Below are 20,655 nucleotides of genomic sequence, written 5' to 3' on the forward strand. Positions count from 1 at the left end.
TAACTCCGCAGGAGGGGGCCAACAAGGATGACTCCGGCCCGGCGCTTACCGGCCTATATTCTGATTTCCCGCACCTCCCGTCCTATGGAGTGAGCATACCGCATGGTGAACAATGTCCCGCCGCGCTCCCGCCCGTCATACACGGCGATCACCCGCTGGGACTCCCCGGCCATGTAACGGTTGCGCTGCATAAAGCATGAGGGGGCATATTCCTGACACACCACCTTAACGCCCTTGCAGGCCCGCAGCAGTTTTTGAAACTGCTGATTTTTTGTTTTTAAGCGGCCCGCATAGGGGATAGCCGCCTCCAGGAACAGCTCCGGGCGGCGCTCCATCTGTTCCGCCACGATAGCCGCAAACATGAGATCGACCCCCTCGGCAAAACCGGAAATAAACCGGGTATAGCCCTCCGCAATCGCTTCTTCCACTTCACGCCGGAACTCCTGCTCCACATAGGCGATCCGCGCCTCTGGAATATCCCGGTGCCCTGTAACACAACAAGTTTTTTCAGCCATAAAAAGCCTCTCCTTTCTGCAATATTTAAGCCTGTGAACACCCCAAAGATAAAGGATTTAATATCGTATGTCAAGGAACACACAGGATGGCATATCGTATTTTCCGGGTAAGCACGATATACAATAATGCGAGAAGGGAGGGTTGTTCCCGTGTACGAGGAATTTACTCAAAACCGTATCGCACAGTTGCGGATGCAAAAGAATGTTTCGGCCCGTGATATGTCGTTGTCGCTGGGCCAGAACAACAGCTATATCAATCAGATCGAGAACAAGAAAGCCCTGCCGTCTTTACAGGGTTTGTTCTATATCTGTGAATACTTTGGTATCACGCCACAGCAATTTTTTGATGATGGCAGCGCCTATCCCGTTCAGCTTGCCGATCTGGTTGAGGATATGAAAAAGCTGGACGCCGCCTCGCTGGAGCATATCGCGGCGATTGTGAAAGAAATGGTAGGCAATAAATAATCTCATGTGCGATGCAAGAAAGCAGGGACAAAACGGAGAGCAGCCCTCCGTCTTGTCCCCATTTTTTTGCGCCCACTTCTGGACAAAGTGTCCAGAAGCCGGGGCAGCCGGGGAGCTTGGCGCTCCCCGGCAAGGGTTAAAGCTCCACCACCGCCGACAGCTTTTTGAGCAGATCGGACAGCGGTTCCCACAGGGTTTCATAGTCCCGCTGCAACGCCTTGATCTCCTCCGGGTAAATACCGCCGTAGGTGTTGGCCTGGATCGCCACCTGATTTAGATTGTTAGAGCACCGCCGCTGGAGCGATACCAGCTCCCGCACGTCGGAAAGGTCAACATGGAGCACATAGCCGTTGAGGGCCATTTTCCGCACATAGGCCCCCAGGTTGTGGACGCCCGCCTCGGCCATGCGCTCCCGGATCAGCGCCAGCTCCTCCTCGGACACCATGACGTGCAGGTGGATGGGGCGGCGGCGCTTCTTCTTGTTCACCGCTCCTCACGCTCCCGGCTCCGATAGGGGCGGGGCGGCTCCTTTACTTTGTCCAGCGGCTTTTCCTGTTCCGGGGGCGGGGCCTGGTTATTCAGTACCCCGTCCAGCATATTGTAGTTGTGCTCGGTGGCGATCTCCGCGCTTTTCATAGGGTTATATTTTTCTTCCATAGAATCCTCCTTGTCCTAAATAGCCCGTCACCTCTGGACAAAGTGTCCAGAAGTGACGGTTTAAGATGTGGAAAGCATTGGGGCAAAACGGGGGCAGGCCATATCAAACTACGGCCTACCCCGAAAGCGGCCCCGGAAAGCCTTGTAATATGGGCATTTTCCGGGGCCTAATTTTCCACACATCACCTCCGTTTTTTTCGCATATACTCCCGCTTTTGCCGCCGCAGGGCGATCCGGGCACAGGACTCGGAGCAGTAGGCCAACCGCCCATCCATAGGGACGGGCCCGCCGCAGATGGGGCAGGGCCTAAATTCCGGCCTGGGCCCCTCGGTCAAAAGGGCGGCCTCCAACGCCGGATCGAGGGGCAGGACGGCCTCCCGGAAATAGCGGCAGTAAGCGCCCGTCCAACATTTGCCGAACATATAGCACTCACACTCCAGGGGCAGGCATCCATATTCCTTGTCATAGTTGGCGCACCATTTTGTCACCAGAGTGCGGATTTTCTTTTTTTCCTCGCGTGTCAGTTCACGGGACACGGCTTCACCTCCCGCCAGAGGTTTTCAAAAGTTCCCGGTAACAGGACACACAGCCGATCCCCCGCCAGTAGGGACACCCGGAACACCGGGAGCCCCTGGGCGCTTTCGGGACAGAAGGAGCCATGGGCCGCGGGCGCTGCTTCATCATTTTTTCATAGGGGCTGTTTGTGAAATTCATTCCTCGTCCTCCTCGCTGTTTTCTTCGTCCTCGTCCCAGGGCGGGCCATCGTCCTCATAGTCCTCCTCGCCGTAGTCATCCTCCGGCTCGCCAGCCTGCTGTTGTTTGGGGCGCAGCACCTTGAAATAAAACGCCGCTCCGCCGCCCACCAGGGCCACGGCCAGCACCGCTAGGAGCATCCCCGCGTTGCCGCCCGTTTCCGGCTCGGCCTCCTCCGGGGCGGGCTCCTCGGTTTCTGTGGGCTCCGGCTCAATGCCCACGCACTTGCTTATATTGACAGAGCAGACAGCACAATCCGTATTGACGGCCCCCGCCGCGCATTTTTCAGAGCAGGAGCACACCGCTTGTTCCACCCCGGCAGCCTCCGCCGCAGCCAGCAGGTCGGCCTCGTCCACCACATTCAGAAAATAGGTTTCGTATTGCTCGCCCTCTTCGTCCACGGGCTTATCATAGTCAATGACGATATAGAACGTGTTGCCGCCGCTGGTCTGGACGGTAATGAACTGCTTGTTGGTGTGCTCGTCATAGAGCAGATCGCGGGTCACAAGGTTGCCCTCTTCGGAAAAGCCCTCGCCGGGCTCAATGGTGGGCTCCGGGGCGGGAGTTTCCTCTGTCATGGTGGGATCGCCGTAGTCCGCGCCCTCGCCGCCGTCCGCGTAAGCATACGCCGGGACGCTAAAACCGCATAAAAGAACGACGGCGCAAAGCGCCGCCGTCAAAGACTTCCATCGTTTCATATTCAATTTTCCTCCTTTTCCGCAGGCTCCGACTTCTGGACACTTTGTCCAGAGGTGCCGCCGTCCCGGAGCCGCTGGAGTACCAGGGGCAGCTCCTCCAGGGAAACGCTCATGCCCCGCACAATGTCCACGATCTCCTCGTTTTCCGCCTCCCGGTGCTTTTGTTCCAGCTCTTTCAGCCGGGCCTGCTGTTCGCTGATTTTGACCTTGACCTTATCAATCTCGGCCTGGATTTTTTGGCTCTTGCTTGCCGCCATAGAATACCTCCAATCATGGTAAACGCCCGTAGGCGTAAAAATGAGATTGCCAGTAGCTTGTGTTCAGGTTCGCGTAACTGATGGGATCACCACAATGGATCATCATATTGTCCCCAACATAAATCCCACAATGGGACACGCCCGCCGTGTCATAGGTGCCGACAAAGAACACCAGATCGCCGGGGCGAGGTGCGCTGGTGGGGGTGCAGATGTTATAGAGCCCCTGGGCTCCCAGGCGGCCTACATTCCAGCCGGAATGATTGATCACCCAGGACACAAAGCCGGAGCAGTCAAAGGACGTGGCCGGAGAGCTGCCGCCCCACACATAGGGATAGCCCAGGTATTTCTCCGCCTCGCCCAAAATGGCCGCAAAGGTTTCATCGTCCAGATATTCCTTCGGCACGTCATAGTCAGCGGGCGGGTTTGTGATGTATTTTCCCACATAGGCTGACTCCGGGAACAGATCGGGTCTGTTCCCCAGGGTGGACATATAGAGGGAGTACCGGGCCATCTGTTCCTCGCCCATTATTTCCAGGGGCAGATGGGAAAGGTTTTTGTTTTCCAGCGTGACATAGCAGATGTAGTAATTGTAGGGCACCTCCACTGTGTAGGAATTGCCCTCACTGTCCGTCCGGCTTTCTGTCCGATACCGAACCTCCACCACCACATCCTCGGTGAGAATGTACTGGCGGTCAAAGAGGGTTTCCAGGGTGCCCTGTACCTCGTCCACCGTCCACGCCCCCTCATGGAGCACCGACAGAATGGAGATCAGCACATAGGGATCGTGCTCAATTTCGTCCAGGTCAAAATGGTACTCGTCATAGTCGTGGGTGCTTTCGTAGCTGTCCAGATAGTTTTGCAGCTCGGCCTCCATGCCGGAATAGGCCGCCTCCGCCGCCAGCATTTCCTCGTCCTGGGACGGGTAGGTGGTCGCTCCCACTGCGCCTGCCCCGGCGTTGCCAAGCGTCACCAGAGAGGACGAACAGGACTGCATCATAAAGAGCAGGAGCACACAGGCCAGGGCCAGCAACACCCCCACGGGATGCCGCTTCACAAAGCCCGCGATCTTTACCCCGGCCTTTTCCGTGGCGGCGGCGGTCTTTTTGGCGGCGCTTGCCGCTCCCGTCTTTGCCGCCTCCCGCGCCCGCTTTTGGTACTGCTTTTTTAGGCGGTGCTTGCGCCACATCTGGGAAACAGAATTGCCGGACATTTCCGGGTGCTCCTGGGCGGCCATGCGGAAATGATAGTCCGCCGTGGCCTTGACATATTTGGACTCGGCCCGCTGGACAGCCTTTGCCGGGCGCTGCCGGATTTTCTTTTGCACAAACCGCTTGCCATGCCGCAGGCCGGACTCGCCCACCAGCTCGGAGCGGTGGGCCCCCTCGACCCCCACGTTTTCCTGTTCATTCTCATAAATCTTGCCATGCACAAAACCGTGGGCGGCCCCGCCAGCGGCCCGGCCTATCCGCCGCACCGGGCCGGGCTTTTTGGGGGGCTTCTGTTTTGCCAGCTTATCCTTTGCCCGTTCCAGCTTTTCCCCGCGCTTTTCCATGCGGAGCTTGGACGCAGCGGCCTGCTCCTGTTTGCTTTTCTGCCGGAACTTTGACTTCTGGACACTTTGTCCAGAAGTGCCGCTGTCCGCAGCCCCGGCACCCCCTGGGGAGCCGCCCCCAGCAGCCCCGCCGGGATCGGCGGCGCTCTCCCAGGAGCCGGGGCGCTCCCTGGGCTCCTGTTTGGGCTTATTCGGTTTTCGCTTCATTCTTCAAATCCTCCGGGCGGGTAGTCAGCAGGTTATAAATCTCACCTTTGGGGAACCGATCCACAAAGGGGATGGTCACATCCCCATAGAACAGCAGGCCCTCGCCGGAATTGCTGTGGGTAATGTAGGAGAGCTGGTGCTCCGAAATGCCGAGCTGCTTTGCCAGAATTGCCCGATCACTTTGGGCCTGGGACAGCAGGATCATAAAATCCGTGTTGTCCAGAATGGCCTCGATCTCCCGGCTGGCCAAAAGGTCTTTGACGTTCTGCGTCAGGGCCGAGGGGACGCAACCCTTTTTGCGGAGCATCTTCCACACGGCCACAAAGTAGCTGGCGGTAAGCGCGTCCCGGAGCAGAATATGAAACTCGTCAAAATAGCACCAGGTAGAAATGCCGTTATGGAAGTTCACATTGACCGCCGAAGTGACAAAATCGTTGGTGATGTGCATGGCAATCTTCCGCAGGTTTTCCCCCAGCCCTTTCAACACGATACACACCACGCGGGCGGTCAAGTCCACGTTGGTGGGGTGGTTAAAGAGGTTGAGGGAGCCGGTGCAGTAGAGCTCCAGGGCGGTTGCCACACGGCGGGCCTCCGGCTCCGGCTGCTTCAAAAGCTCCTCGTACAAGTCCTGGAGCAAGGGCGGCTTGCCGTCCCCGATCCCCAGGGCCATATCCCGGTAAATGAGCCGCACACAGCGGTCAATCACGGTTTTTTCGATGGGCTGCAAGCCGTCCTTGCCGCCTACCACCAGCTCACACAGGGACAACAAAAAATCCGCTTTCATGGAAAGCGGGCTTTCGTCCTCGTCCAGATCAAGCTGGATGTCCATGGGGTTGATATGGCTGGGAGAGCCGGGGGCGATCTCGATCACCTGCCCGCCCAGCCGCCGCACCAGCGGCGCATATTCGCCCATGGGATCGACAATCAGAATCCGATCCTTGGGAATGGTGAGGAACACGTTTAAGAGCTCCCGTTTTGCCGCAAAGGATTTTCCCGATCCGGTTGAGCCAAGATACAGGCCGTTGGCTGATTTCAGCTTTTTGCGGTCAGCCATGATGACGTTATGGGAAAGGGCGTTCATGCCGTAGTAGAGGGACGGCCCGGCCATGCGGAGCTCCCGGGTCATAAAGGGAATGAAGATGGCCGTGGAGCTGGTTGTCATGCCCCGCTGGATCTCCACCTCGTTATAGCCCAGAGCCAGGGAAGAAACGAAGCCCTGCTCCTGCTGCCAGTCCAGCCGCTTTAGGGCACAGTTATATTTCTGCGCGATACCGCCCACGGTAAACACATCGTTTTCCAGCCGCTGCCGGGTGGGGGCGATATTGATGACCGTGAACGTGAGCAGGAACATCCGCTCGTTCCGGGACTGGAGATCGGCCAGGAGCTCCGCTGCGTCCTTACTGAATGTGATCAGGTCAGGGGGCAGAATGTCGGGATCATACCCGGCCCGCACCGCCTTGCGCTGTTCCTCCACTTTCATTTTGCCAATATCGGAGAGTTTTCCCTTGATGGTCTTAATGGCTTTGAGCTGATCCACCGTCTGGATGTGCATGGTAACGGTCATTTCCGCATCCAGCTCCAGAATTTCCGCCAGGAGCTTGTCAGAGAGCTCGGACGCCAAAATCTGCAAGTAGGACGCAGCGCCCCAATACTGGCCCACCCGGAACGTCCGGGATTGCCGGAAGTCGAAGCTGTCCGGAGCGATAAAGTCCTTTGTCCCCATGCCCGTCCGGGGAATGTCCTGCCAGGAGAAGCGGAACGGCTCCCGGCTGCCGGGGTGCATCTGGCTGTGGAGCAGCGCCAGCCGTTCCTGCCCATCCATCGGAGCAGAGGGAACGCCCAGCCGTTTCAGATTGCCTGTCACATCGGCCTCCACCCGTTCCAAGCGGGGCCGGGCCTCCGCGATCCCCTCGGCGGGCAGGCCAAACGTGATGTATTTAGACCGCTCGATGCCGTTGTTGCTTTTGGCAATCTGATTTTTCAGCATCCCGGTAAACTCGGCCCGGACGCTGTTGAAATTGTCCTGGGCCGGGGGGATGTTCACCCGGTACTTACTCCGGGAACGGGAACGCCGGTTAATAAAGGAAAGCTGGAATGGCAGCGAGGTATCAAAGTAGTTAAGGAATGAGCTCCAGCCTCCGAAAATGGCCGTCTGATCCTCGGTAGAAGCCACGGAATAATTGATGTCCTCGTATTCCACCGTCTTTGTGTAGAGCCCACCGGGGAGCTGGCACACCCCGTCCGGGTGCATCACCAGATAGGGGATCGTCTGCTGGGCAGACAACGCAGCTTTCCGTTTAGCGGCCTTTCCGGGGCCGCGCTTTTGGTCTTTTGCCGTTTTCAATCGCATCCTCCTTTCCCGCAGCGCCCCGCTGGGTAAACGGGGCATAAATATTCTGCGTCTGATAGGGCCTGATCCCAGGCCGCAGGAAACGGGCCCGGATAATGTTTCCCACCACCTTTTCCAGCGGGAGCCCGTCTTTTTCATACATCGCCAGCAAAAACGCCGGGAGCGCCACGGCCATCATCAGGAACATGGCCCCGGTATTGCCGATGGTGCTCCGGGCCAGCAGATAGGTGGGGACGCCCACCGCCGCCGCGATCCCGAAGCACACAAGCTGGCGTTTCGTCAGGTTAAAGGCCAGTTTTGTCTTGACCTTTGACAAATCGTTTGGGACATTTACATAGGGAATTTTGCTCACTTCCTTTCCAGCCCGGCCACTTCTGGACAAAGTGTCCAGAAGTCCGGGGTATCTCAGCGCAGCACTTCCGCGATCCCTGCCATAATGTACTCCGCACAGGGCAAGGCGATGGCATTGCCCAGGGCTTTATAGCGGCTGGCGGCGCTGATCTCTTTGCCGTCCGCGCCGTATTTTGTCCAGCCCTCCGGCAAGCCCATCAGCCACTCACACTCCAATTCTGTGGGAAAACGCACACAGCCGCCTGCCGGATCGTCCTCATACCAAAAGGCAAAGGGCGTTACTGTTCCAGCCAGCAGGGTGGGAAAAGGGTCAGTTGGCAGTCCAAAGCTGTTTCGGAACGCGGTGTGCTGCCCGCCTTTTGCGGCTCCCCGCATACGGAATCCTTGAAAGGGTCGGACGATGGGTATTCGCCCCCCTGCTTCAAGAAAAGGGCCTCGATCTCCGCCGGGGGCGGGCACCCGGCTTTCTCCGCCAGACGGAGAAAGTGGCTGCATTGACCGGGGCTTAAACAATATTTCGGGAGCACGCCGCCCTCTAAAATCTGCCACGAGAAAGACGCGCTGCCGCCGGGCCAGCCGGGGCCTTGCCCAGTGTTGGGCATCCATGAGCCGCCATGCGAGATCGGGGCATCCCCCTCGCACCATTCCGGCGTTTGCCCATCTTCCCGAAGCAGGCATTGGAATTTCGGCGTCTGTGAAAGCGGATAACACGGCTCTAAAGTCCATCCGGTCATTTGAAGAAAACGCTCCCATGACGTTTTCCCAAATAGTGATAACTGGATATAGATCATTGGTGGCCTTTCTCATTTCTTGAATGATACGGATTGCGTGAAAGAACAGGCCGGATTTGGCCCCATCCAGCCCCTCCCGCCTGCCGATCTGTGAAAGATTTTGGCAGGGTGAGCCAAAGGTCAGCACATGGACAGGCGGGACGGCCCCGCCGTCCAGTTTGGTGATGTCCCCCAAGTGGGCCATGTCCGGGAAGTGCCGCCGGGTGATGGAGATAGAGGCAGCCTCGATCTCGCTGGCCCACAGTGGGCGGATACCGCACCGCGACGCTGCCAGGGGGAAAACGCCGATCCCATCGAACAGGCTCCCCAGAGTAATCGCGCTCACAGGCCCACCTCTGGACACTTTGTCCAGAAGTCCGGGACGGTGCTTTCCACCTCGTTCCCCCACACATCCCAGCCGGGCGGGGACTGCCGGGCGAACAGCTCCACCCTGGGCACATCGCCCATGAGGGCAACGATCTTATCACGGGCCTCGTCCGGCTTTTTGCTGTGGGCTTCAATGGGGGAAATGATAAATTGATGGATATTCGCCGCCTGCCGTTTCGGGTGTCCTCGCGTTGCCAGCAGGCAGATCTCCGCGTTTCCCCGCGTCCAAAAGCCCAGGCCATAGAACCAACTGTCGGCCTTTCGGTTTTTCTTGAGCCACACAAACGCCACGCTTTTGTAGGTAAAGCCCCACGCCTGGATCAGCCGCAGGGCTTCCGGGAGCTGCGGGAATGTGGCCCACAAAAAAAGCGCGCTGTCCGGGGCCGCAAGATCGGCCACAGGCAACGCGCAAAGCTCGTCGATCCCCATGGTGGGATAATGGTTTTCCGCCGCCCCCTGTACCTTTTTTGCGGAATACCGCCAGGGCGGGTCGGCGTAAATGATAGAATACTTCTCGATAGTTACACTCCTTTCTCCCCGGCCTCCACCGCCGCCTGCGCCAGACGGACGCGCTCTGTGGCGGCGGCATAGTAGGCCGGGACGGTTTCAAAACAAATAAAGCGGCGGCCTGTATTGAGGGCGGCAACCGCTATTGTGGCAGAGCCCGCGCAGATGTCCGCCACCACCTCGCCGGGCCGGGTATAGGTCTTGATGAAATACTCGCACAGTTCCACCGGCTTTTGCGTGGGGTGGACGGTGCGCTGGACGGCTGGAAAGGCCAGCACGTTTCCGGGAAAGCGCAGGCCGTCCTCCGATCCGCTGCCAGAACGGGTGAACTTTCCGTAGTTGGTGCTGTTTCCGTTATTGCCCGCAATTTTCTTGTAGGGCTTGCCCTGCTCAAACTGCGGATTGTAAAGCGGGAGTTTTTGATAAAACACCAGAATATTCTCCGTCTTTTTCAGCGGAGCGCGGCGGGCATTGAGAAAGCCTGTGCAGCGGCTTTTGTACCATATCCACTCATAGCGGAGCATGGGGAGATTGGACGCGCCCAGCACCTTGTCATAGGGGCATTGTGCAAAGAACAGCACTGCGCCGTCCGGCTTGACAGCCCACTTGACCGCCTCCCACAGCTCCGGGAGCGGCAGGGGTACATCCCAAAAGTTCCGTGTGGTGCCGTAGGGCGGATCGGCCAAGAGCATATCCACCGAATGACGGGGCAGGGAGCGCAGGCCCTCGATGCCATCCATAAGGAACAGGCCCTCCGGGAGCTCCGGGGACTTCTGGACACTTTGTCCAGAGGTGCCCTTATCGGTCATCCATGGCCTCCTTGCCCTTTACCGGGGCGGGCCGGGCGGCGTTTTCACGGGCGGCCTGCGCCCGCCCCTCGGCTAACTGCTGGGCAATCGTTTTTGCAGCGACCCTGCCGCCCAGCAATTCACGCTTTTGCAAAACGTCCTCCGTTTCTGCCATAAAGCGGTACACATCCGCCTCGGTAAATTCCTCCGGGGCTTTTCCATTCCACAGGGCCGTTCCATCCGGCCCATATCTTCTCGGCATATAACACCCCTTTCTCAATGTGCGTTAAAGATACTGCGGGCAATCGAGCCCGTTTTGAACAACATAAAGCAGAGCAGGACGGTATATCCTACAATGCCCCAAATCGCGCCGATGGGGTCGCCGCTTGTGGCAATCCCCTGAATCAGCACCGCATAAATGGCAACACACACCAGAATGAGCAGCCCCTGGAAGCCCACGGCAAACAGGGAGCGCAGATAATTCTGGCCCATTTGCCCAACCTCCCGATGGGAGATCGTCGCCATGGGGATGGGAGCCAAACTGGTGAGCAAATATATTTCCAGCATTCTGCCATACACCAACACAAAAATGACAATGCCCAGCGCCCACATGGTAACGCCGATAAGCGAGGATTGGAGCCACAGGCCCAAAAGCGGCCCTAAATCCATCCCCTCCAGGGTGGTTTCCAGCTCTGTCAGCATATCCGGCGTGATGTCCGTAGAGCCCTGGATGAGCCCGCCCGCCTGGGCGATCACCGTCTGCGACACGTCAAAAACGGCCATCACAATGTTAAAGGTGTTGGACAGAATGAGGATGGCACAAGCGGTTTTGAACATCCATTTATAGATATTCGCCACGTCAAACTCGTGCATATTGTTTTTTTCCAATAGCATCTGTATCAGCTCATAGGTGGCAACAAAGGTCAGCACCAGACCGGCTATCGGTAAGATCACCGTTTCGGAAAGCTGGCGTATAAGGGAGAAAACCCCGGCGTTCCACGCCGCCGGGGTAGTCCCCACTTGTACCGCGATCTCCCCGACCTGGGCGTTGACGTAATCGGTGAGCCCCTCAAGGTTCCCCATGATTCCGCCAATCAGCAGCTCTTTGAGCCAGTCTGTAAGCCAGTCGGTGAGAAAATCCATAGGCCGCTACCTTAAAACAGGCCGGACAGCAGGGGGATCAGGGTGGTGCCCAGCAGGATGATGCCGCCGCCAGCCATGAGCTGCTTCATGCCCTGGCTTTTGGAGCCAGGATTGTCGGAACCATAACCTTCCAGCAGGTTTACGACACCCCACACGCCCAGGCCAGCGCCGAGAGCCACAACAAGGGTCTGCAAAGTATCAATAGCGGAAGAAAAGAACTGCATATAGCCTCCATTTCTCCGGGGTTTTCCCCGGCCATAAAAAAAGCCGCCCATACAGGCGGCAGGTTACGACCTCTGGACACTTTGTCCAGAAGTGGGATTTATACAAAGGCGTCCGGGTCGTCCACATCGTCATAATTGAGGATGTCCTCGTCCTCGCTTATGGGCGCTGCATCTGTCCCGTCCGCCTCGTACACTTCACAAACCTCGTTCAGCCCAGGCCGCCTGCGGCGGTTGATGAGCTTATCCAGGTCAAAAGCGTTTTTGACTCTATCGGCCTCAGCCGTATATTTGTAGTTCGGGTGCTGCTTCAAATCGTATTTTGGGGAATAGAACGGGGGCAGGCCCCGGAGCTGCAAGATACACCTGTCACCGGGCATGGTAGCAAGCTCGGCAGGGGTCATCAGTTCCCGGCCCAGCCGCTGGGTGTTTTGGTTGTAGCTTTCCGACTGGCCTTTGGAGCGCCCGTCCGTCTGCATATAGATGGTTGCTTTTCCCAGCCAGTTCTCGGAAATCTCCTTGATGGTGGAGCTTTCCCGTCCGCCCAGGAAAATCACGCTGTCCATGTTGCCTAAAATCGTTTCCGCGTGCTTGTCATAAATGGCCTTGCACTGCGCCATTTGCTGGTAAAAGAGCGTCAGCGATATTTCACGGGAACGAATGACGGCCACCAGCTTTTCAAGCTGGGGCACCTGGCCCGTATTGGCCGCCTCGTCCCACAGCACCCGCACATGATGGGGCAGGCGGCCCCCGTGAACATTGTCCGCCCGTTCACACAACAGATTGAACATCTGCGAAAAGGCCAGAGCCACCAGAAAGTTATAGGTGGGCGTGGTGTCGGAAATCGTGAAGAAAACCGCTGTTTTCCGATCCCCGATACGGTCAAGCTGCAATTCATCGTAGGCCATGATCTCCCGGAGCTGGGGGATGTCAAAGGGGGCCAGCCGGGAGCCGCAGGAAATCAAAATGCTTTTCGCGGTCTTGCCGCTTGCCAGCTTATATTTCTTGTACTGCTTCACGGCAAAGCAATCCGGCTTTCGCTTTTCCAGCCCCTTAAACATATAGTCAACCGCGTTCATAAAGTTTTCGTTGTCCTCTTTGACCTCCATGCCGGAAATCATATCCACCAATGTATTCATATTCCGATCCTCGGCGGGGCCCTCGAAAATGATATAGGCAATCAGGGCGCAATACAAAAGCGTTTCCGCCTTCGTCCAAAATGGATCGCCCTCTTTGCCCTCTCCCTTTGTGTTGCTGATTAAAGCGTCCACAAATTTCAAAATGTCGGCCTCGCTGCGGATATACGCCAACGGGTTATAGTGCATGGATTTTGAAAAATCAATGCTGTTAAAAACCTTGATCTTATACCCCCTGCGTTGTAGAAAGGCTCCCACCTGGGAGAGCACCCCGCCTTTGGGATCGACCACCACATAGCTGCATCCGTCCTTTTTCTTCGCGCTGGCCTGCAAAATCTGTGGGGTGAGCCAGAACCGGGTTTTGCCGGAGCCGGACGAGCCGATCACACAGGCATTGAGATTGCGGGCGTTGGCCGGGTTTTTCGGGCGGGTGTTCATGGTGAGAAATTCCGTCCCGGTGAGAATAACATTGTTTTCAAAGACGGGATCGACGAATGGGGCTATATCTTTCGGCCCGCCCCATCTGGCCGACCCGTATTCTTCATCCCGCCTGTATTTTTTTGCCTTTTTGCTTTTGGCATAAATAAGCAGGCGGAATCCCACCGCACCCACAATGCCGATGAGCCAATCGAGAGGATCAAGCCCCGGCGCAAAGTCGGCAAAAGCCGGGCCTATCGTTTGCCCCAGGCCCATGAGCTTATGGGGCAGATCCACGCCGGGGGCCAGCCGGTAGGCCGTCCCCAGCTTCAGACAGGCCCAGCCAATGAACAGGTACGGGATGTTTGGTATTACATATTTCTTGACGCTATCTGTCCTCATGCACCGCCTCCTTTGCGCGTTCTTTCTGGCGGGACGGCTGGCGGGCCAGTTCAGCGGCGGCCTCTTTGAGCTGCTGCCGGATCGGTGCTTTTGTGGATTTTGTGCGCTTTAGCAGCCGTTTGGAATACTCGGAGAAACAAGCGGTAATCGCATCGGCCTGCCCCGCCTTGAAAAACAGCAGGTGTTTATCCGGCGCGACCTGATAAAAGGCATAGTCCACATTCCATTTCCGGGCTACCCGGTCAAAGAGGGCGGGGGCTTCCACTTCAATACTGTTTGTGGCGGCCCCGTGGCCCATGAGCTGGCGCACCGTCTGCCTGCCGTGGGGCGTCTGTTTGGCCCGGTGGTGTTTGCCAATCTTCCGGGCAATCGCTCCCAGCACATAGGCAAGCCCCCGCGCCGTGAGTTTGCTTGCCTTGATCGATACCGCTATGGTTCTTCTGGAAATATCTTCATCTACCAGCCAAATCCCTCCCTTCCATGAAAAAAAGCACTTCTGGACAAAGTGTCCAGAAGTGCCGCTATCGGTCTGTATGGCTTTGCTCTGGGTGTGGGCGTTCCGCCGCCTGAGGAAAACGGTCAATGACTTCTTTATAAGCCGCCATCTGTTCCCGGATGGAGAGCTGTGGATAGGCAAAAACCTTGTGTTCGTCGGGAATGTCCTCCCGCCCGTGGTAGTATTCGATAAACTGGCTGCCGTTGGGAAGAAGAAAACCGCCTTTGACAAAGCTGCCATCTTCATTGATCCGCATATCCCGGCCATACGCCTCATAATCAAAATAATTCCGCAGGTTTTCGGGAATGTCGATCATTTCCATGTCCTCCGCATAAATGCGGCCCAGGGTTTCATCATCGGACACGCCGATATAGAAATCATAACAATCCAGATTTTCCGCAAGGTTTATGAGGTCGCCCACGCCGGAGGTATGCTCGCCGCTGGCAACAACTGCCTCAAACTTCTCCAAATCACTTTTATCCAGCTCGGAGAGCAGACAGGCCAAGTGGTTGAGTTCGTCAATGCTTTCATATTCCCCCAGGCAGGCGTTAAGCTCCGACAGGTCGCCGTCATAATCGGCAATAAAAATCTCCTCATAGCGGATATTATCAATGCCGATCTGTTTTAGGACTTCCTGCACCGCCTCTCTGGTGGTGGGGAATTTCAGAAGTGCGCTTGCCAGCTCGCCCTCGTTATATTTCCCCAGGTTGGTTACATACGCCTCAATTACTGCCATGTCAGCGCCTCTGGCCTTTGACGGTCAGGATGCCCTCCAAGGTGGTGGCGGTGATCCCCAGCCGCTGGGCAACGGCGATGTCATTCTTCACTGCTTCATTGACATAATTCCCGCACACCACCAGCACACGGGAACGCCGGAGCAGATCGCGCCCCATATCAATACCGCTTTTATGTTCTTCCGGCACTGCGTCATTGAGGAACAACGGCAGGTAGAGCATAGGGCAGATGGGGGAATAGCCTGCGTCATAAACAATGCGACAGTATTTAGCTGCCTGTTCCGTAACCTCGCACGCATCGCCGCGCCATGCAGCGGTCACATACGCAAGGGGTCGTTTCATAATCAAAACCTCCGTTTCTTTTCCCTATATAATAAGGTAGGGTCAACCCTATCCCCCGCCCTTTCCCATTCATGGGAAAGGGGGCGGCTCTGGAGGATATACCCCCCGCCGCCTTGCCGGGAATAGCACAGCCGGGGCAGGCCGTAAAGGGCAAGCCGCCGCATAATACGGCGGGCGTTCCGCCCCTTGACGGCCCGTTCCCGGCTGTACTAAAAAATACCCGGCGACGGGGGATATATCACCACCGAGCCCATCCCAAACGGGGAGCGTTTACCTCTGGACAAAGTGTCCAGAAGCGGGGCTCGGTCACTTGTCGAGCTCGTTCTTTTTCTCCGGCTTTGCCAGTTCGGGCGGCTGTTTCTCTTTCCACTCGTCCAGCAGGGCCATGATCTGTTCTTTCATTTTGGCAGGAGTGACCTCCTTGCCGAAATACTTGTTGAGTTCATCGGTGCTGATAATCACGTTGTCAACCTCCCTTTTTTCTTCGCTCAAAATACCATCAATCACATCGCCGTTGAGCAATCCCTCCTGATCCAGCTCCCGGAGCCGCTTTGCCTGTTTGACCGAGGGGGAGGACTGCTCCCCGTCAATGGACACGGCAATCAGCCGCTGGTTTTCCGGCTTGATATACGACAGCTCCACGGCGGGCATAAAGCCCATGTTTTTTGCGTCCACCTTTTCCAGAAGTTCCGGGACAAGACGGTTGAGCCGGACATAACGGAGCACCTTTTTATAGTTCATGTCATGCTCCTTGCCCACAATCTCCACCGAGAGCTTACCCAGGGCCTCCGCCTCCTTGTCATTTTTGGGCCGGGCTCCCTGGCGTTTAATGGCCTCCAGCTCCAAATCCAACAGCTTTGCCAGTTCGCTGGGGAGAGGGTCGCCGCGCTGCTTGTTGCTGTTCCGCATTTCCCGGACAGCTTCAAGATCGGTCATCTCCCGGACGATACAGGGCATTTCCTCCAGCCCGGCCCGTGTGCCGCCATGGTGTCGGCGGTGGCCCGCGATAATCTCATAGCCCTTGCCGTCTTTTTCCGGGCGGACGGTGGCGGGGGTCATAATGCCGTGTTCCTTGATCGTCCCCACCAGATCGTCCATCGCCTTATCGTCCTGCACCTTGTAGGGGTGCTCTCGGAATGTGTGAAACGGATGAAGCTCCGTCATTTTCAGATAGACGATTTTTCCCTCTTCCACAGGACGGGGCGGGACTTCCGGCGTGGGCGGCAGTTTGATCTCTGGCATCGGAACGGCGGCAGCCTCCTTGACAGGGGCGGCCTTGCCCGGCTTTACAGCCTTAGCAGATTTAGACGCAGGCGCACCGCCGGAGCCCGTTTCTTTGCCCTTGTCTGCTTTCTTACCTCTGGACACTTTGTCCAGAACAGAGGGCGGAGCCTCCTCACGGGCCGCCTTGTCAACCTTGGACGGGCGGCCTGCGCGGGGCTCCGCTACTTTCTCCTTTTTTCCCGCAGGCACCCCGGCTTGCTCTTTCGGGGGACGGCCCCGGCGCTTTTTCGGCTGTTCTGCCTCCGGCGCTTTCTTTTCCGGGGCGGGGGCAGGAGCCTCCTTGCCGCCCTTATCAGCGGCCTGGATGTCCGAGAGGTTGATCACCTTGCCGGACGGGGCGGGTGTATCTTCGCCCATGCCGGGAAGAACAGTCTGCTGTGTGTGCTTGTCGGCAGACGGCGGATCGGGCTCCACATGATCGGGGGCCGCTTTATCTTCGCCAGAAACAGCAGGTGTATTATTTTCCTCCAGCGGGGGCAACTCACCCTGGCCGGGTGGGGATAGGGTTTCCTGGGCCTTGTTTTCCTCCGGGCCCATATTCACTTTTTCATCGGCCATTTGCTAACCTCCTTTTTTATGAGATGAAAAAAGGCCAGACCTCCCGGCCCGGCCAGCTTAAAAATATTCCCCCCTTTCTCAGTCCGGGCCATAAAAAAACGTCGCTTTTCACAAAGAAATAGCGACGTTTTAGTGTAGGTTGGCTCGGTTTTGTTGTGTTTTATGATTATGCCCTTGTATAAAAACCTAAGAGTTTTTTGATACAACTTCCTGATAATATGCCGAATTTTCACTCGTCAATTCTGCATGATCAAGCATCACGGTGGGATAAGCTGTCCCTTCCTCGGTTACGATGGTCTTGCCGTTCAGGGTACCATTATAGATTTCCAAAGTAGAATCAACAGCATGTACACAATTATAATCATTTTCCATACTTGTATCCATCATGATTCCGTTCGAATTTAGGCTATGTATGCGTATATTTTCCAAGATAGAATTAGAGATTTCAAAGTTTGAATTCGGTATATAAAATTCAATATCTCCTTGTCCATTCGATTTAAATTTAGAATGTAACATCTCTAAATCGCTATTTTCAATATACAATAATGGATAGTTTGATGCAGGTACATCCGAGACTAGAATACAATGATCAAATCTCAATGTGGATTGTTTCACATTGATCGCATTGCTTTGGGTTCCCGAAACACGTTGTAAATGATTCAAAGTCAAGTTTTGTAATGTAACATTAGCCCCATCTGCAACAAAAATTTGACCAGTTAAAGTATTCGTAAGTCGTTGTTGTTCTTCTCCGGGGATGCTGGCAGGCGTTCCAATGATCGTTATATCTTGTCGAATCGTTACTTTACCAATATTTTCACAATAGTTTTCCTCTAAAACAAATACATCATCTAAAGATGCATTTTCTAGAGCTTTGATTAAAGACATTCCAAAAAAACCTTTTTTTATCTTATAGACTCCCATATTTCTCTCCAATCATTTAAATCGTTATATCACATTCATCAGAAATTAGGAATATTTCTGTTCATTTTTTGTATGTTTTTATTTTGACATAATTTCATCTATAAATCGACATCATTGATACTAACACATTCAAAAAAAGGATGTCATCCATCACATCCTTCAATCCTATTCCACTTCTGTAATCGTAATATCTTTATGATCCAGATATTGATTCATATATGCCCCCTTAATACTGGTTGTGCCTATTTTTATATCATAAAGTTTGGCCAGCATTTTCACAATTTCTTCCGTATTCATATAAGAGGTATTGATCATCATATCGTAATTGGAACTGGCGCCCCATTTCTGACCGGTATAAAACTCATAGAAACCGGCACGTCTTTCATCTTTATCATGAACAAACTTTCTTGCCTTTCGAGCCGGCACCTTATATTCGCTGATGCTCCAATTGATTCGTGTTTCCAAATCTGAATAGATAAACAGTTTTATCGTATTGGGATGATCTTTTAAGATATAATCAGCACAGCGCCCTACGATCACTGCACTTTCTCTCTGGGAAATCCCCTGAATCAATTCACAGGCTTTTTCATACACTTCAGAATTTATAGAAAGCTCTGTAATTGCTGAAATCTTATGTCTTCCGGCTACCGAAAATAAGCCTTGTTCATTTCGGTTTTCTTCACGGAAAAAGTCTGGATTGATTCCAAAATCATTGGCAATCAATTCCATGATTTCTTTATTATAATAGCCAATGTCTAAATACTCTGCCAATTGTCTTCCTATCTCTCTTCCATTCGATCCAAACTGTCGAGAAATAGTAATAATTACATGTTTATTCATATGATGCACCTTTGTTTATATTATACATGATTTATCTGGAAAGCTACCAGGAAAAACGGAAAGTAAAGGGATCCAAAGCACAAAGGCTCAAGATCCCTCTTTCTCTTTCAAAGAGTTTTGTAATGCTATAACTAGTTATTAACTTCTGAATATTTTCTACGTCCCGGATGCAGATTGTCAACATAATAGCGGATCGTTAATGTTCCTGCTACTTTCGTTTTAACTTTTGGTTCAACGATAAAACCGTCCCCTTCTAACATCGCATCTAACATAGCTTTACAGCAGGTAGTCGTGTTACCTTTTACACCTGGTTCACATTCATTCATGAATTCCTTGGCATTGACTTCAATGTACAACCACATCTTGTCATGTGCTTCTTGTTTCATTTCCTGTAAACGGGCTGCATACTGTTCCTGAGTCCATTTTTCCATGCTGATACTTCCTTTCCTTTCGTTTTCATTTTACTCCTAAACACCCTATAAGACAAGATTTGGGGACTGACCAATGTGGTCATAGGTCCTATTTTTATGCATTATCCTTTACTTTTCATCGTTTTATGATATCATAATGATATCAAATAGATATTTATGGAGGACAAGTTATGCATCAGGAAGTTGTTCAAAAAGAAATAAATCCCATCAACGGATTTATAACGTTGTTTATTGGTTTGGTCGGTATGATTGGAAGCATCTTCTTATTCGTATGGGGCTGCATTATGGCTGCTGAAGAAACCAATGTCGGACTCGGTGTGACCTTTATCATTGGCGGTGTGATTCTGTTTATCGTATTTTTGATCGTATTATGCGGTCTAAAAGTAGTAAAACCAAATGAAGCGCTGGTCTTAACTTTGTTTGGTAACTATTATGGTACGATCTTAAAGCCTGGTTTCTTTTTCGTAAATCCATTTGTTTCCTACGTCAACCCGGTTTATCAAAACCACATCACTTCACAAACTAAAAAAGTAGGTATCAAGGAAAACTCGATTGAAGTTAGCGGTATGACTTTAGGGAAAAAGACAGTCTCCCTCAAAAGCATGACCTTGGATAACGGTGTTCAAAAAGTTAATGATGTACAGGGAAATCCGATCATCATCGGTGCCGTTGTGATTTGGAAAGTTGTCGATCCAACCAAAGCCGTCTTTAACGTAGAAGATTATGCCGAATTCTTATCCATTCAGGCGGACAGTACGATTCGTAATATCGCAAGATTGTATCCTTATGATGATCTGGATCAGGAAGAAAATGCAGATAATACAGAAAGAACGCTGCGCGGCAGCTCTGTGGCAATTGCCAACGATATGAAAGAAGAATTAGATCGTCGTGTGGCCTGTGCCGGATTGGATATCGAAGAAATTCGTATCACACATCTAGCTTATTCCGAAGAAATTGCAGCTGCCATGCTGCAAAGACAACAAGCCAATGCCATCATTGCTGCACGTCAGAAAATTGTAGATGGTGCCGTCGGCATGGTGAAAATGGCCATTGATAAATTAGGAGAAGAAGAAATCGTTCTTTTAGATGAGGAAAGAAAAGCACAAATGGTTTCCAATCTGTTAGTCGTTCTTTGTTCCAATAAAGATACACAGCCTATCGTCAACAGCGGATCGATCTACTAATGGATTTAGATCAAAAAGAAAAAAAGCTTCAGGAACGACAACAAAGATTAGCGCAATTGGAACAGGAAATTCTCGAAAAAGAGAAAGCATTAAAACTCAAAGAAAAGCAGAAAAAACAACTCATCCTGCGACTTCCAGCTTCCTTATGGCAAGATATTGCGATTTGGGCGGAAGAAGATTTAAGAAGCATCAATTCACAAATTGAATACATTTTGAAACAAGCTGTGAATCAACACAAGAAATAGAAAAGCTATATTTAAAACCAGAAGAATCTTCTGGTTTTTTCATA

At 53.6% G+C, this 20,655-nt stretch carries 26 protein-coding genes; 3 read left to right on the top strand and 23 right to left on the bottom strand.

The window, feature by feature from the left end; translation table 11 throughout:
• Positions 1-53 precede the first annotated feature (53 nt).
• A complete protein-coding gene (locus tag ACTQX6_RS00910; RefSeq protein ID WP_441657201.1) occupies positions 54-515 on the bottom strand; it encodes an SLOG family protein in 462 nt (153 codons plus the stop codon).
• A gap of 150 nt (positions 516-665) precedes the next feature.
• Between ACTQX6_RS00910 and ACTQX6_RS00915 the strand changes: the two genes are divergently transcribed.
• Positions 666-980: a helix-turn-helix domain-containing protein gene (locus ACTQX6_RS00915; protein ID WP_227733823.1), complete on the top strand. Its 315-nt coding sequence runs from the start codon at positions 666-668 to the stop codon at positions 978-980.
• A 136-nt stretch (positions 981-1,116) separates the two neighbouring features.
• Here the strand turns inward: ACTQX6_RS00915 and ACTQX6_RS00920 are convergent, their stop codons facing one another.
• The 22 genes from ACTQX6_RS00920 to ACTQX6_RS01025 all read right to left on the bottom strand — a co-directional run bounded on the left by ACTQX6_RS00920 (position 1,117) and on the right by ACTQX6_RS01025 (position 19,182).
• Positions 1,117-1,467 carry a plasmid mobilization protein gene (locus ACTQX6_RS00920; protein WP_441657202.1) on the bottom strand — a complete coding sequence of 117 codons (351 nt, stop codon included), beginning with the start codon at positions 1,465-1,467 and terminating at the stop codon, positions 1,117-1,119.
• The gene (locus ACTQX6_RS00925) at positions 1,464-1,637 is read right to left on the bottom strand and encodes a DUF4316 domain-containing protein (protein ID WP_441657203.1); all 174 of its coding nucleotides are present in this window, start codon (positions 1,635-1,637) and stop codon (positions 1,464-1,466) included. The genes ACTQX6_RS00920 and ACTQX6_RS00925 overlap by 4 nt, the downstream gene beginning before the upstream one ends.
• Positions 1,638-1,819: 182 nt before the next feature.
• On the bottom strand, positions 1,820-2,173 hold the full coding sequence (locus ACTQX6_RS00930; RefSeq protein ID WP_441657204.1) for a cysteine-rich VLP protein: 354 nt from the start codon (positions 2,171-2,173) through the stop codon (positions 1,820-1,822).
• A 174-nt stretch (positions 2,174-2,347) separates the two neighbouring features.
• Complete coding sequence (locus ACTQX6_RS00935; protein ID WP_441657205.1) at positions 2,348-3,088, bottom strand: DUF4366 domain-containing protein; 741 nt, start codon at positions 3,086-3,088, stop codon at positions 2,348-2,350.
• A gap of 2 nt (positions 3,089-3,090) precedes the next feature.
• The gene (locus ACTQX6_RS00940) at positions 3,091-3,345 is read right to left on the bottom strand and encodes a DUF4315 family protein (RefSeq protein WP_347161009.1); all 255 of its coding nucleotides are present in this window, start codon (positions 3,343-3,345) and stop codon (positions 3,091-3,093) included.
• Positions 3,346-3,358: 13 nt separating this feature from the next.
• Entirely contained in the window at positions 3,359-5,104 is a 1,746-nt protein-coding gene (locus tag ACTQX6_RS00945) for a C40 family peptidase (RefSeq protein WP_441657206.1), read from the bottom strand.
• Positions 5,085-7,454 carry a VirB4-like conjugal transfer ATPase, CD1110 family gene (locus ACTQX6_RS00950; RefSeq protein WP_441657207.1) on the bottom strand — a complete coding sequence of 790 codons (2,370 nt, stop codon included), beginning with the start codon at positions 7,452-7,454 and terminating at the stop codon, positions 5,085-5,087. Before ACTQX6_RS00950 ends, ACTQX6_RS00945 begins: the two co-directional genes overlap by 20 nt.
• Positions 7,402-7,806: a PrgI family protein gene (locus ACTQX6_RS00955; protein ID WP_441657208.1), complete on the bottom strand. Its 405-nt coding sequence runs from the start codon at positions 7,804-7,806 to the stop codon at positions 7,402-7,404. The genes ACTQX6_RS00950 and ACTQX6_RS00955 overlap by 53 nt, the downstream gene beginning before the upstream one ends.
• 53 nt (positions 7,807-7,859) lie before the next feature.
• On the bottom strand, positions 7,860-8,921 hold the full coding sequence (locus tag ACTQX6_RS00960; protein WP_441657209.1) for a DNA cytosine methyltransferase: 1,062 nt from the start codon (positions 8,919-8,921) through the stop codon (positions 7,860-7,862).
• The gene (locus ACTQX6_RS00965; RefSeq protein WP_441657224.1) at positions 8,918-9,481 is read right to left on the bottom strand and encodes an MT-A70 family methyltransferase; all 564 of its coding nucleotides are present in this window, start codon (positions 9,479-9,481) and stop codon (positions 8,918-8,920) included. The genes ACTQX6_RS00960 and ACTQX6_RS00965 overlap by 4 nt, the downstream gene beginning before the upstream one ends.
• Positions 9,482-9,483: 2 nt before the next feature.
• Positions 9,484-10,278 carry a DNA-methyltransferase gene (locus tag ACTQX6_RS00970; protein WP_441657210.1) on the bottom strand — a complete coding sequence of 265 codons (795 nt, stop codon included), beginning with the start codon at positions 10,276-10,278 and terminating at the stop codon, positions 9,484-9,486.
• The gene (locus ACTQX6_RS00975; RefSeq protein ID WP_441657211.1) at positions 10,268-10,519 is read right to left on the bottom strand and encodes a hypothetical protein; all 252 of its coding nucleotides are present in this window, start codon (positions 10,517-10,519) and stop codon (positions 10,268-10,270) included. Before ACTQX6_RS00975 ends, ACTQX6_RS00970 begins: the two co-directional genes overlap by 11 nt.
• Before the next feature lie 14 nt (positions 10,520-10,533).
• On the bottom strand, positions 10,534-11,400 hold the full coding sequence (locus tag ACTQX6_RS00980; RefSeq protein WP_441657212.1) for a VirB6/TrbL-like conjugal transfer protein, CD1112 family: 867 nt from the start codon (positions 11,398-11,400) through the stop codon (positions 10,534-10,536).
• Between the two features lie 11 nt (positions 11,401-11,411).
• A complete protein-coding gene (locus tag ACTQX6_RS00985; protein ID WP_002578752.1) occupies positions 11,412-11,624 on the bottom strand; it encodes a Maff2 family protein in 213 nt (70 codons plus the stop codon).
• Between the two features lie 98 nt (positions 11,625-11,722).
• Positions 11,723-13,576, bottom strand: coding sequence for a VirD4-like conjugal transfer protein, CD1115 family (locus ACTQX6_RS00990; protein ID WP_441657213.1), 1,854 nt, complete (start codon positions 13,574-13,576; stop codon positions 11,723-11,725).
• Positions 13,563-14,159, bottom strand: coding sequence for a PcfB family protein (locus ACTQX6_RS00995; protein ID WP_441657697.1), 597 nt, complete (start codon positions 14,157-14,159; stop codon positions 13,563-13,565). The genes ACTQX6_RS00990 and ACTQX6_RS00995 overlap by 14 nt, the downstream gene beginning before the upstream one ends.
• The gene (locus ACTQX6_RS01000; RefSeq protein ID WP_441657214.1) at positions 14,098-14,808 is read right to left on the bottom strand and encodes an antirestriction protein ArdA; all 711 of its coding nucleotides are present in this window, start codon (positions 14,806-14,808) and stop codon (positions 14,098-14,100) included. Before ACTQX6_RS01000 ends, ACTQX6_RS00995 begins: the two co-directional genes overlap by 62 nt.
• 1 nt (position 14,809) lies before the next feature.
• Positions 14,810-15,148, bottom strand: a complete 339-nt coding sequence (locus tag ACTQX6_RS01005) for a DUF7768 domain-containing protein (RefSeq protein ID WP_155151149.1) — start codon at positions 15,146-15,148, stop codon at positions 14,810-14,812.
• Positions 15,149-15,454: 306 nt separating this feature from the next.
• Complete coding sequence (locus ACTQX6_RS01010) at positions 15,455-16,990, bottom strand: ParB/RepB/Spo0J family partition protein (RefSeq protein ID WP_441657215.1); 1,536 nt, start codon at positions 16,988-16,990, stop codon at positions 15,455-15,457.
• Positions 16,991-17,176: 186 nt separating this feature from the next.
• The gene (locus ACTQX6_RS01015; protein ID WP_441657216.1) at positions 17,177-17,911 is read right to left on the bottom strand and encodes a hypothetical protein; all 735 of its coding nucleotides are present in this window, start codon (positions 17,909-17,911) and stop codon (positions 17,177-17,179) included.
• Between the two features lie 165 nt (positions 17,912-18,076).
• Positions 18,077-18,751 (bottom strand): AAA family ATPase, encoded by a 675-nt coding sequence (locus ACTQX6_RS01020; protein ID WP_117445454.1) that lies wholly within the window; start codon positions 18,749-18,751, stop codon positions 18,077-18,079.
• A 131-nt stretch (positions 18,752-18,882) separates the two neighbouring features.
• Positions 18,883-19,182, bottom strand: a complete 300-nt coding sequence (locus ACTQX6_RS01025) for a hypothetical protein (RefSeq protein ID WP_022789509.1) — start codon at positions 19,180-19,182, stop codon at positions 18,883-18,885.
• 170 nt (positions 19,183-19,352) lie between these two features.
• On the opposite strand from ACTQX6_RS01025, the gene ACTQX6_RS01030 reads away from it, so the two are divergent.
• Together ACTQX6_RS01030 and ACTQX6_RS01035 are read left to right on the top strand one after the other, a co-directional pair.
• Positions 19,353-20,366, top strand: coding sequence for an SPFH domain-containing protein (locus tag ACTQX6_RS01030; protein ID WP_320863140.1), 1,014 nt, complete (start codon positions 19,353-19,355; stop codon positions 20,364-20,366).
• Positions 20,366-20,611 (top strand): Arc family DNA-binding protein, encoded by a 246-nt coding sequence (locus tag ACTQX6_RS01035; RefSeq protein WP_022789511.1) that lies wholly within the window; start codon positions 20,366-20,368, stop codon positions 20,609-20,611. Before ACTQX6_RS01030 ends, ACTQX6_RS01035 begins: the two co-directional genes overlap by 1 nt.
• Positions 20,612-20,655 lie beyond the last annotated feature (44 nt).

This window comes from Faecalicoccus sp. LCP19S3_E2 (genome assembly GCF_052121255.1).
Lineage (GTDB): Bacteria > Bacillota_I > Bacilli_A > Erysipelotrichales > Erysipelotrichaceae > Faecalicoccus.